Raw genomic sequence first — 12,986 nt, forward strand, 5'->3', positions numbered from 1 at the left:
TTCTTTACCTCCTAACCATTAAAATAATTATTTCTTGAACAAATCGATTATTTTTACAAGATATATTATGAGAGATATTTGAATATTTGTTTATTATATTTTCTAAACTATGAAGTCCTATACCCAAATGATTTTCTTTTGTGCTGAACCCATTTCCGTCAATTTCATTTATATTTACATCTCGATTTACATAATTATCTACAACAATTGTAAGCGCGTCTTCATCTTGAATCATAAGTAGTGTTATGTCTCCATGATTCTCTTCTACTTCCTCAATTGCATTATCTAGCAAAATTCCTAACATTCTTACTAAATCAACTGTTTGAATGTTATTCTTTTGAACAGGTTTTACAACTTCTAAATGAAAATCTATATTTCGCTTATGAATCTCAGTAATCTTTTTAAAAAGTAAGCTCTTAACTTCATTAATTTGTATATTTGAAAGTTGAGTTGTCAAGGACATCTTAGAATCAATATTTTCATCAAATTCATCAATCATATCTGAAATTAAATTTTCAATTTCTTTTAAATTCCCTTCTTTTGAATTCAGATAAATACTAGACATCATATTTTTATAATCATGTTTAAATATACGCATATTTTGTTGGATATCTTCTAAATCTTTAATGTATAAATTTTGTTGATTTAAAATCATTTGATTATACTCGTATTCTGTTTTAATACGGATAAGATTATATGAATATCGTACAAGTAGTACTAATAATGAAAGAATAACAACCAGTGTAAATAATTCTTCTATCCTAAACTCTGAATCATATCTAGGTATTACTGCTGGAACCCATACAACAATCATTAAGACAAGTATAGAAACTGAAATTACAAACCAATATGGATAATTTCTATTGTTAAATTCTTCAAACAATTCTTTAAATCGCAAAAATTTTACAGAAGAATATTGGATAATAAATATAACAATAGCCATAATTATTCCAAGCATTGGATATAACAACATTTCAGGAGATGTAAATAAATATAGAAAGTTGTTAAAACAGAAAAATAATAATCCATACATAGACCAAAATATAGATGTTATAAATAAATTCAATTTTAAATTTTTATCCAGAAATAGATGAATTGATAAAACAATCATTGAATAGTTTGAAAGATTTGCATATAACCAAGAAATTAATATATCAGTATAACTATCTGGATTTAGATTTTCTACCAAAGGTTTTAATAAGATGTCAAAAATAAACGTATAGCTTATCATCACAAAAATAAGTGCTATAAAATATATTTTAAGTTTCGGCTTTATATTTCTCGTTTTTAAATAAGTCGACATAATACCTGCAACAGTGATTGTATTAGCCAATAACACTAATAACTCATATATAAAATCAGATGTTAATAGATATTGCATAATAAATACACCTCTTTTCCATCTAGCAAAACAAGTATTTCATACAAAACAAATGATTTAAAATTCCTATACAAAAGCAATTAACAAGATAAACTCAAATATATCCATTAATAATAGGAATGATATATCAATTTCATATTATAAGCAACATTACTTGAACATAGAATTTTATTCGATTAAATTTTTTCTAATATAACCTTCTATAAAACTCTAATCATTTCCGGATAATGCATTATAATATTTCAATTTCTACGCAAAAATGTAATGTAAACTAAATTTTACGATTTGATTTTTATTATTTATGTTAATGATTACCAAAAAAATCTTTGATAATATCTGCTAATATATTTGAATTATCAATATTAACTTCATGACTTGCATTGGAAATAAGTTTAAGTGTCGCATTTGATAACATCTTTTGTAACTGGATACAAGCCTCTTTATTTGCTTTATCCTTTTCACCACATAAAATCAAAGCAGGACAACTTATTCTCTTTAAATCATTTGTAAAATCTAGTTCAATCATAGACTTACAAAGGTGAATGAAATCAGCTTTTTGAAATCCCATTTTAGAAAACATTGAATGAGGCATAAAACGAAATATAACATTTTGTATTTTTAATAATAGTTTTGGAATTTTGTATTGTGTACCGATTAGCACAACTGCATGAACTTTATTAGAATGTTCAATAGCATACTGCATTGCTAATATTCCACCTAATGACAGTCCACAAAGGCATATAGGTTCTCTAATTTCACTACAGTAGTTTTCAAGTTCCGTATATAATGTATGGTAACAAGTTTCTTTATTTTTAGTCCATTTTGATAAATTAGGACATAAAATATCATCTTTAAAATCTAAATTATCTATTACTTTATCCCAACTTGAAGATGTTTGACCTAATCCATGTAGAAAAATGTATTTCACAATTATCACTTCCTTAATTTATTTTCATTATCTCATAATAAATTTATAAAGTACATTATTTTTAACGAATGTCAATTACATATTCACTATGTTATTCGGTTCTAATTGGAAATCCCTATCCAGAAATACCGAAGTATTTATGGCATTCATTTGATTATCTGTTTCTAATCCATAATTTAGTTCATTAATATTTAAAAACTCATAATCATAATATAATGGAAAGATTTGTCCAGCATGAGTATATCCCGACAAATGCAAATCAGCATTGTTATTAGAACATTTTTCAAGTTCTCTTGGTTGATGGTCAAGCACTATATTATATGTACTATTGTTTAACTCATAAGAACTCATTTCTTTTCTATCATGCAAACTATAATCACTTCTACCAATGAGTGTAATTTCATCATTTGACATATAAATTCCATTCGATTCAATTAATGATGTTATTTCTTCAACTGTACCTTTATTATGAATCGAGTATTTTCCTAAATTATGATTTCCATATAGCATTTTAACTCATTTAGAAAAAGACACTAAGAATAATCTTAATGCCTTGTTATTTATTCAAGTTCTATTATTGATGTCTTGCAACATAATACTGATTATTTATCATTACTGCTATTGCTTCATTTTTATCAATGTTTTTAATCTCATAAATATCCTTATATATCCATTGTTCACGTTGATGATTACTTTCATTTCCAGACCAGTCAATTTCTCCTAATTCTTTATCAGACAATGGAATCTTTGTTATGGCATCGAATACGATATTTTCTGCTAAAACATCAATGTAATTACCTAATTCATTTTTTGAAATAATTTCTGTGGTAATTTGATAAATTCTTTTCCCATAAATAAGTTGTGTTGTATTTTCAGGATTGACTTCAAATTTATCACTTATTGATTGATTTAAAGTTTTAAAATCAAAGATTTTATCCATATCTTTTACATTTTTATTAAATATTGCTTTATGATATTCTCCATTTACCTCTACTATTAAGGAATTATCATCTTTTGTATTCGTATAAATATTTAGAAAAGGAATAACATAAGATTCACTAGCAATGTTGTCCGGCATATCCTTTAATGAATCAATAATATTTGTTTTTGTTTCTTCCTGATAAAGAATTTTTCCAGTTTCATCAACAACAACCAACTGTCTAAAATATCCAACCCAATCACCTAGTTCTCTATCTGAAACAGTATCTTCTAAAATTGTATAATTCTTCTTTTTATATATGAACTGTGTTACATCCTCAGAATTCAAATAACATTGTTCTTTATCACTTGCATATTCATCTATTTTATCTTGTAACGAACATCCTGTTAGAAAGCAGCTAATAATAGTTACAATTAATAATGATGAAATAAATTTAATTCTCTTGCCCATAAATCATACCTTCCTTTTATATTGACCTGTTAATATCTACTAATTTCTTTTTACAATAGAATAATATGACTTCGCTGTAATTGAATAAATGAATATATAAACTAATGTAAATACTCCAATACAACCTAATGTACAATATATAAACAATTCAATATCTGATAACATCAACATAGAAAGTAGTTTGCTTACAATTGGAAATGCAAATGCTAAATGAATAACCGCTGTAACTAATGGTAAAAAGAATACAGTTAATACTTGTGAATTGATAGATTTCTTTACAAGTTTATGGTCCATTCCTACTTTTTGCATAATTTCAAATCTTTCTTTATCTTCATAACCTTCCGTAATTTGTTTGTAGTAAATAATCAAAATTGTAGCCATGATAAATAGAATACTTAAGAAAATACCGATGAATAAGAATCCTCCATACAATGCAATAAATCCTGCATAGCTTATTGTTTTACATTCAACATCATAACCCTCAAGTCCAACATCTCCTAGATTTCTTACCAATGAATGATAGTATTCCTTGATTACAGTATCCGATGCATCTATATCAAATCCATAATAATTATATAAATTAGAGGCATAATCACCATATACTTCTTTTTGTAATCGATAAATATCATTTACAATTGTTTCATCTTTTACAACGATGAAATATCCTGATGCAACATTCGCTGCCGAATTACCATTTCCCATAAATTCATCAACTTGTTCTTTTACTTTAAATTTATAGTCAAATACTTCAAATTGATCGTATTCAAATTCTTTTCTATTGCCATACAGTAATATTTCATTCTCATTGAGTGTATAATTTGTATTCATACTTTGGTTATAATCATCTAAATCTGTAACCATTACTGTACAAATTGCATCTGTCATATTCGCATAAATATTTTTTCTATCTGTAAGTATGGATTGCTCTTTTTGATAACCTGTAAATTCCACATATCTATAATCTAGTATATTCTCTTTTTCAAGATTCTTATCTTTAAGAAGTTGATCTGACACATCACGAATCGTTTGTATATCATCTTCATTCGCATTTGTATAAGCAACAATTTCTCTTGGATATCTTTGTCTAGTTAAATCATCAATACCAATCCATAAACTAAAGGTTGTAGAAATCATTACCAATACCATTGTTGATAGTATACAAATATTGGCAAGTCCTGCTGCATTTTGTTTCATACGATAAATCATACCTGATACACTAATAAAATGATTTGGTTTGTAGAAATATCCTTTATTCTTTTTTAATGCTTTTAATAACGTTACACTTCCTGCAGTAAATAATAGATAAGTACCAATAATAACTAAGATGACCGCAGCAAAAAACAACATCATCGCAGTTATCGGATTTTTCGTTGTTAAGGAAATATAATATCCTATCGATAAACACACGATTCCTAAAATTGTCATGATCCATTTCGACTTTGGTTCTTTTTCTCCATACTCTGTACTATGAAGAAGTTCAATTGGATTTGCGAGCTTAATTTGTCGAATAGAATTCAAGTACATGAATAAGAAAATAAGGCCAAATAAAATCAATGAAGTTTTTATTGCACTTGATGAAATATAGAAGCCTAAAGTTATATTAGAATCAAACATTTTTCCAATTGCCATAAATAAAAGTTTATCTAAAGAAATACCAATCAGAAAGCCTAATGACAAACTAATAACTGCTGTTAATAATGTTTCATAAGCAATAATCAAAGACACATGTCTTTTTTCCATTCCTAATATGTTAAATAAACCAAATTCTTTTTTTCTACGTTTCATTAAGAAACTATTTGTATAAAACAAGAAAATAATTGCAAAGAACCCAACTACATAAGTTCCAAGTATTAACATCATTCTCATTTCACCCGCACCTGGCATAGAATCTAATCCGCTATTACCAGCTAATGAGCATATATCATAAAACAAAGCAATCGTTATGATACACGTTAACAAAAATGGTATGTAAGTTTTACTGTTCTTCTTAATATTTGTAAGTGCTAGTTTAGGATAAAAAAGTTTATTCATTTCTAACACCACCTGTAGCCAATAATGTTAATGTATCAGAGATACTTTGATACATTTCTTCATTTGTTTTAGTTCCTTTATAAATTTGATGGAAAACTTCTCCATCTTTGATAAACAACACACGACTAGCATGACTGGCTGCCAACGTTGAATGGGTCACCATAATAATTGTTTGTCCATTTTCATTTATCTTATTAAACAGTGTCAATAAATCATTTGTAGATTTTGAATCAAGTGCTCCTGTTGGCTCATCTGCTAATATTAGTTCTGGCTTTGTGATTAACGCTCTTGCTATTGCACATCTTTGTTTTTGTCCTCCAGATACTTCATAAGGATATTTTTCTAATAAATCACTAATTCCTAAATCTTTTGCAATAGGAACGATACGATTTTCCATTTCTTTGTAATTTGTTTTCGATAAAACTAATGGTAAGAAGATATTATCTTTCAAAGAAAAGGTATCTAATAAATTGAAATCTTGAAATACAAAACCTAAGTGTTCTCTTCTAAAAGCAGAAATATCTTTATCACTAATATCGACAATGTTTCTTCCATTTAAAATAATTTGGCCATTAGTTGGTTTATCTAAAGCAGCTAACATATTCAACAAGGTCGTCTTCCCACTCCCTGATTCACCCATGATTGCAACATATTCGCCATTTTCTACTTCTAAATTAACATTCTTTAATGCTTCTATCTTTTGTCCTCCAAATCGAGTAGCATATATCTTTTTTAAATTTTTAACTTTTAATAACATCATATTTCAATTCCTCCTTTTTACATCTCCAAGTATAAAAAATACAACGATTGTTAGCCATCGATTTATCTTACACTTTGATATCATTTTGGACATTTTTGTAAGAAAAGGCTATTCTACTCTTAAATCCTTACGCTCAAGATGTAAAATAACCTTTGTTCCTTTATCAACTTGTGATTCTAATTCTAATCTATGAGATAACTTATCAATAATATTCTTACATAAATATAAACCTAATCCAGATGCTTTTTTATCACTACGACCGTTATATCCTGTAAATCCTTTATCAAATACTCTAGGTAAATCTGAAGCATCAATACCTATTCCGGTATCTTCAATATATAAGGTGTTATCATTTCCATAGATATGAACGTACCCTTGATTTGTATATTTAATTGCATTAGATAGTAATTGTTCTAAGACAAAGACAAGCCATTTTTCATCAGTTAATACTTTTATATGTGTTTCATCAAATTGAATTTGAAGCTTTTTTCGAATAAATTCAGTTGAGAATTTACGAATAGCTTGACGAATTAAATCATCTAATTCATAAATTTCAAAGACATAATCGGTATCGATACTTCGCATTCTTAAATAAGCCAATACCATATCTGTATATTGATTAATACGTAAAAGTTCAGATTTTAAAAGTTTTTTATCCGGCACTTTTTCCGTTTCTAACAATAATTTAATAGCGGAGATAGGTAATTTAATTTGATGAACCCACAAAGTAAAATAATCTTCTAAATCTTTAAACTGTTGATTAGTGATTCCATCATTTTCATAATATAATCTTTTTATTTCCTCAACAACATCTAGATACTCTTTATCGAATAATCCTAACTTATAGCTAGGATTATTAAATACCAATACATTTTGCTTCATTAATTTTAATTCTTGATACTTTCGATAATAAGTATAAAAATCTATACAAGCAACAATAACTAATATAAATAAAACTAAATATGTAGCATAAAATACAGCTTGTAATTCAATATCATAAACAAAATAAACACCACAATAAATAACAATAAAAATAGACAATGTGATAATATAAAAACTTCGTTCCCTTAAATAAGGTTTAATCAGTGACCACCACTTCATAGGATATATCCAATCCCTTTCTTTGTTTTAATCAAATCATGAATACCGATCTTTTCTAAGGTTTTTCTTAAACGATTGACATTGACCGATAACGTATTATCATCCACATAACAGTCCGTTTGCCATAGATACTCCATCAAAGTATCTCTTTCCACGATTTCATCTTTGTATTCTAATAATATTTTTAAAATCTTACTTTCATTTTTTGTCAGTTCAACACTTTTACCCTCATAACTTACAACACTATTTCCTAAGTTCAATCGAACCCCTTTATATTCTAAATAATTCATTTGAGAAGTAAAATCATAACTTCTCCTTAATAAAGCTTGTATTTTTGCAAGTAACACATTAAGATCAAACGGTTTAGAAATAAAATCATCAGCCCCAGCATTCATAGCCATGACAATATTCATATTATCAGTAGCCGATGATATAAACATAATCGGTATTTTAGAAATCTTTCGTATTTTATTACACCAATAAAATCCATTTTTGTATGGCAATGTTAAATCTAATAAAATCAAATCTGGATTCATCTGTGAAAAATCATCCATAATATGATTAAAACAACAAGCACACTCTACATCATAATCCCATGTTTGTAAGTATTTTTTAATTTGTTGAGCAATGACTGCATCATCTTCAATAATCATAATCTTGTACACTTCATACCATCTCCATATATTTTTGTAATCTAATTTATTTTATATTATGATAAAATATTATATTCTATATGTTAAAAAATTGGTATAAAAATCATTTAATTTCTATAATAATAAAAAAATGTATAACCTAATAGATTACACATATATTTACTTTTCTATTGAAATAGACACCCTATCCATAGTGCCACTAGATATAATCCTAATAAATGACCGGGATAAAATATATAAAAGAAATACTTTAAATTAACTCCTCTTTTACCATTATACAAACTTATCAGTAATATCGAAAAAACAGCAGTTAAAAAATACCCATCAAACAATCCACAAATTAAAAAATCTAGTCCACAAACAAACATAAAAATAATAGAAATAATATATTTATATTTAAATTATATATGCCTTTTTGACTATCTTTTTATATCTTCTCAAATGTCCGCAAAGCCTTATTTTATCGGCTCTACGGGCATTTTGCTTTTGTGGTAAACCTCACATATCTAGGTCTATCTTTTTATATTTTCGCTATCAAACGTGGTTAAAATCGTGGTAAATACTTCTATGCGATTAGACGCTGAACCTCTGATTTTGCGGTATCTATGGACGCATGAGCATACCAGTTCATTGTGATACTGATGTTTGAATGTCCCATGATATACTGTAAATCTTTCGGGTTCATGTTCTTGCTTGCCAGCCTTGTGCAGAACGTATGGCGTAGCGTATGCGGTGTGATATGTGGCAAGGGATTGTCCTTGTGTTGCTTGTTGTATTTCTTTACCATACGGACAAATAAGGCATTGTAATCAATCGCAACTTTGGGCTTGCCTTTATGATTGACAAACAGAAAATTGCTCCGTCCGTCTATCACAAATGGTTCTGCCTTTGGGCGTTTTTTCATAACCCGTTGAAATGCCTGTATTGTTTCTCTGCTTAATGGCACTTGCCTTGTTCCGTTCTTTGTTTTAGGCGTTTCAATATAATAGCCCTGTTCCTTGCTCTTTAATAACTGGTGGTCGATAATCACAACTTCATTCTTGAAATCAATATCGGCTACTGTCAGTCCGCACAGTTCCGAGATACGAAGTCCAGTCTTTAACAGTATCAGCACATCATCATAATACTTATGATACACGTTGTCCGTCTTAATAAATGACAGTAGGGCTTGTTCTTGTTCCTCTGTCAATGCCACTTTCTCTTTGGTATCATTTTCTAGGACTTCACTTAACTTGAAATCAAAAGGGTTCTTCCTTACACAATCGTCTTGTATGGCGATATAGAATGACGCTTTTAACGAGCGTTTATGGTTGTTAATAGTATTGTAGGAAAAGCCTTTCTCTTTCATGCGTAACGCCCATTCCTTAGCGTCAGAGGGTTTTATCGTATCAATGCTCCTAGCACCCAACTTGTCCTCTTTCAATAACCGCATGAGCTGTTCCCGTTGTTTCATTGTGCTTTTCTTCACGTTTGCCCTCTGTTCGTTCTGTTTGGCGTAGAGTTGGCAAAGCGTCATTTTCTTGCCTGTGCTGTCGATACCGTCCTCAATATCCCGTCTTATCTGCTGTTCCAGTTCACGAAGTGAGGTTTTTTCCCGTTTTCCCTTTGGTGTCGGGTCTGTGGGTGTCAATCTCCAAGCATACACATATTTTGTATTTCCAAATGCGTCTACATATTTATACAAGTATTTTCCGTCTGTTCGTTGGCTCTCTCCAGTATGCAGGATACGTCCTTTGTTATCCCGTCTTTTTTCTTTCATGGTGTCTGCTCCTTTCCTTGTTGGAAAGAGCCTTGATATGACTTGTGTTCATCATAACACATACAAGGCTCATTTGCATTAGATTGCGTCCAATTTATCAATAACCTGTTCAAACTGTCGTCGTTTAATCTGTATGCGGTTGCCATTCATAATGAGCCAGCCAGCGTCCTTGTTTTCCTCTGCCAAGCGTCTTAACTTGTTTTCTCCGATACGGAAATACTTTGACGCTTCTTCAATGGTAAGGGTGTATTTTTCCCATACGGGAATATCCTGTGCATTACTCATAAAACACCCCCTCACTTTCAATTACGTCTGCTATGTCCGTACACATTTGTTCCACAAGCATTTCCTGTTTTTCAGAAAGGTGGGTACATTCATCAATCATTTTCATGTAGTTTGAGCCTGTCAGCCTGTCGATTTCCTCTATCATCACGATTGACGGCATGACCTGTCTTTCCAGCCATTGCAGAGTGCGTTCCATATTGACAGGTACGGGGTTCATTTCAAAAGGTAAACTATCATGGGAAATGAATATCTCCCACAGCGGATAGTCGGGAAATTGCACAAAATCAGTAATAAGGTAAAACACCAGCCCATGAGGGTTATACGTCAATAACAGTTCCTCAACTGCCTGTACTGCCTTTTTGTCACGCAGACGAATTTCAAAACGGTTGATAATATCCGTATGTTTCTTTTTAGTTGCCTGTTCCTTTTGTTTTTCATACAGGCAGAAATATTTTGTGCTTGCTTTTGAGCCGATATAAAGGGTGCTTGCTAAATTGCGGTTTTTTCCGCTTAGTTTACCGCCTTGCACATTTTCATAGTTTTTACAGCGACAATCCGCACCGCCATTTTTGTATTTTTCAGATAAAACGGGAATATCCAGCAGACCGCACATATCGTTGATTGCCAAGTCAAAACGTCGGATAACACCGCCACAGTCAAGACAGCGGTTCAAGAATGAATACCAATCCCTGTTCTGTGCCTGTAAAACATATTCCATATTGCGTGAGCCTGCCCCTTTTAATTCCAAAAATACGCCCATGTGTTCATCATCAGAAGCCATAACCTTGATTTCTCCGTAGGCGTAATGCTCTTTATAGCCATAATATCCATAGTCATAATGGATAAAATAATCTGCTTTCATGCCAAGCACCTTTCGGATAATTTCCAATGCGTCAGTCGTTGGAAAACGGACAGACAGATAATCAACGAGCAGATAAAAAGGCTTATCGCAGATATAGTAATTCAGACAACGCAGGATAATATTTTGTGTTTCCTTGCTGGCGTTGGCTTTTCCGTTCTCAAAGCGGTTGATACTATATCTTGATACATGGGTAAGACTTGCAAGTTCTCCTTGTGAAAGACCGCTTGCAAGACGTTTATTCTTCATTTCAAGTGCAAATTCTAAATTGTTCATTGTATTCCTCCAATCCCACAATAGCCTTGAAATACCTGTAAACCACTATTCAAAAGAATGTGAAATTACTATCTTCTTAAAACTCCTCATTACTCCTTACAGCTTTGGGGTTGTATGGTTTTTGACTTGTCTTTTGTGAAATAGTGCCCCCCTGTTAGATAACGGGGGCACAGACAAGGCTCGCAGGCTCGCCAGCCGACAAAGCATTTCTTCCCCTTGACACAAGGTGTCATGGCGGTAAGCCTGAGAGGCTTCCGCCACCGTGTCAGAAATACTTTGTCAGCAAGTTCTGTTTTGCCTTTTCTAACAAGTTCCATTTCAACCGATATTCATATCTACGGATTTAATCAGATAGGTATTTCTTTTTGAATGTTTTTATATTTCATTCTATTGTGCTTATTCGATTACAAGAACATAGTAATTCTTATATGCTTATTTGTCAATATCTTTTTTTGCCTTTACAAATCATATTAAGCATGATAGACTTATAATAGCGAAGATATAACGAGATATGGAGGGTTATGCAATGAAAATAAGCCATTTAGGAAATAATATACAGACCATAAGAAAATTTAGGGGAATGAAACAACAGGAACTTGCGGACAAAATCGGTATCAATATGCAGAGCCTTTCCAAGATTGAAAGAGGGTTGAACTATCCTGCCTATGAAACGCTGGAAAAGATAATGGAAGTGCTGGACGTTACGCCCAATGAATTGTTGTCGGGAGAATGGAAGTATGTCAATCAATCTGAAAAGGAAGTCTGTCAGTTTTTAAGAGCCGAAGAACGTCTAAATGCAGAACTGAAACATGGACACTATGATAACTTCTTTGACAGCGAGGAAGAATGGCTGGAATATGAGTTAGAAAAGTTACGGGAATATATTACAGACTATATCAACGGGAAAAGCATTGAAGCGTCCGACCTTTACCCAATCAAAGAATTTATCCAGCATTTGAAGTTTCAAAAATTATTAGACCGCTATGATGATTTATACAGTATGGATATGTTTGGGGAAAGCATAGAGGGACATAAGTATAAGACACCTTATCAAGTCGTGAAAATGATAAACCCGAACTCAAAAGAAGATATGGAACTGTTACGAGAAGTATTAAGGAATAACAATTTTGATGATGAGGACGAGTAACTTTTTTCCTCTTGCGAGAAGATACAGCAAACAAAAAGCCCGATCAAGAGTGCAAAGCACCACCAATGGTGGCAAAGCTCTTGACAGGGCTTTTTCTTTTCTGTTGTGGGCAATCAAGAGGAAGAAAGGGATAAAATCTGATTTGTGGTAAATCAGGCAAAGGCAACGCAGGTATCTCAATTTGATTTGGTACTTGAAAAGAACGGGAGTAATTGGAAGATTATAGAATAACAAATATTGGTACATTATTACAGCTATTTTGTAATCACGTACTCTCTTTGATAAAAAATTGGAGATTCCTTTACAAATATGCTCTTACGTGCTATTATTTAAGTATCTATTTAAAAGGAGTTAATAAATATGCGGCAAGGTATTCTTAAATAAACTGTCAATTTGATAGTGGGAACAAATAATTG

The 12,986-nt window shown here is 31.0% G+C and carries 13 protein-coding genes; 1 reads left to right on the forward strand and 12 read right to left on the reverse strand.

The window, feature by feature from the left end; all coding sequences use genetic code 11:
• Window positions 1–4 precede the first annotated feature (4 nt).
• The 12 genes from H8909_RS00550 to H8909_RS00605 all read right to left on the reverse strand — a co-directional run bounded on the left by H8909_RS00550 (window position 5) and on the right by H8909_RS00605 (window position 11,423).
• A complete protein-coding gene (locus H8909_RS00550) occupies window positions 5–1,381 on the reverse strand; it encodes a sensor histidine kinase (RefSeq protein ID WP_117561242.1) in 1,377 nt (458 codons plus the stop codon).
• A 304-nt stretch (window positions 1,382–1,685) separates the two neighbouring features.
• Window positions 1,686–2,309, reverse strand: a complete 624-nt coding sequence (locus tag H8909_RS00555) for an alpha/beta fold hydrolase (protein WP_117517396.1) — start codon at window positions 2,307–2,309, stop codon at window positions 1,686–1,688.
• Between the two features lie 75 nt (window positions 2,310–2,384).
• The gene (locus H8909_RS00560; protein WP_187011489.1) at window positions 2,385–2,819 is read right to left on the reverse strand and encodes a metallophosphoesterase family protein; all 435 of its coding nucleotides are present in this window, start codon (window positions 2,817–2,819) and stop codon (window positions 2,385–2,387) included.
• A 64-nt stretch (window positions 2,820–2,883) separates the two neighbouring features.
• Window positions 2,884–3,699, reverse strand: coding sequence for a NisI/SpaI family lantibiotic immunity lipoprotein (locus tag H8909_RS00565; RefSeq protein ID WP_117517400.1), 816 nt, complete (start codon window positions 3,697–3,699; stop codon window positions 2,884–2,886).
• Between the two features lie 39 nt (window positions 3,700–3,738).
• Window positions 3,739–5,730, reverse strand: a complete 1,992-nt coding sequence (locus H8909_RS00570) for an ABC transporter permease (RefSeq protein WP_117517402.1) — start codon at window positions 5,728–5,730, stop codon at window positions 3,739–3,741.
• Window positions 5,723–6,490 (reverse strand): ABC transporter ATP-binding protein, encoded by a 768-nt coding sequence (locus tag H8909_RS00575; protein WP_117561246.1) that lies wholly within the window; start codon window positions 6,488–6,490, stop codon window positions 5,723–5,725. The genes H8909_RS00570 and H8909_RS00575 overlap by 8 nt, the downstream gene beginning before the upstream one ends.
• Before the next feature lie 108 nt (window positions 6,491–6,598).
• Entirely contained in the window at window positions 6,599–7,591 is a 993-nt protein-coding gene (locus H8909_RS00580) for a sensor histidine kinase (protein ID WP_117517406.1), read from the reverse strand.
• On the reverse strand, window positions 7,588–8,244 hold the full coding sequence (locus H8909_RS00585) for a response regulator transcription factor (protein WP_154410901.1): 657 nt from the start codon (window positions 8,242–8,244) through the stop codon (window positions 7,588–7,590). The genes H8909_RS00580 and H8909_RS00585 overlap by 4 nt, the downstream gene beginning before the upstream one ends.
• A gap of 167 nt (window positions 8,245–8,411) precedes the next feature.
• Window positions 8,412–8,630, reverse strand: coding sequence for a TraX family protein (locus H8909_RS13705; protein WP_369409783.1), 219 nt, complete (start codon window positions 8,628–8,630; stop codon window positions 8,412–8,414).
• A gap of 179 nt (window positions 8,631–8,809) precedes the next feature.
• On the reverse strand, window positions 8,810–10,003 hold the full coding sequence (locus H8909_RS00595) for a site-specific integrase (RefSeq protein ID WP_010727153.1): 1,194 nt from the start codon (window positions 10,001–10,003) through the stop codon (window positions 8,810–8,812).
• A gap of 78 nt (window positions 10,004–10,081) precedes the next feature.
• Window positions 10,082–10,288: an excisionase gene (locus H8909_RS00600; protein WP_002341493.1), complete on the reverse strand. Its 207-nt coding sequence runs from the start codon at window positions 10,286–10,288 to the stop codon at window positions 10,082–10,084.
• The gene (locus H8909_RS00605; protein WP_010727154.1) at window positions 10,281–11,423 is read right to left on the reverse strand and encodes an XRE family transcriptional regulator; all 1,143 of its coding nucleotides are present in this window, start codon (window positions 11,421–11,423) and stop codon (window positions 10,281–10,283) included. The genes H8909_RS00600 and H8909_RS00605 overlap by 8 nt, the downstream gene beginning before the upstream one ends.
• Window positions 11,424–11,934: 511 nt before the next feature.
• Between H8909_RS00605 and H8909_RS00610 the strand changes: the two genes are divergently transcribed.
• The gene (locus H8909_RS00610; RefSeq protein WP_008788621.1) at window positions 11,935–12,570 is read left to right on the forward strand and encodes a helix-turn-helix domain-containing protein; all 636 of its coding nucleotides are present in this window, start codon (window positions 11,935–11,937) and stop codon (window positions 12,568–12,570) included.
• The last annotated feature ends 416 nt before the right edge of the window (window positions 12,571–12,986 follow it).

The sequence above is a fragment of the Catenibacterium faecis genome (assembly GCF_014306455.1).
GTDB lineage: Bacteria > Bacillota_I > Bacilli_A > Erysipelotrichales > Coprobacillaceae > Catenibacterium > Catenibacterium mitsuoka_A.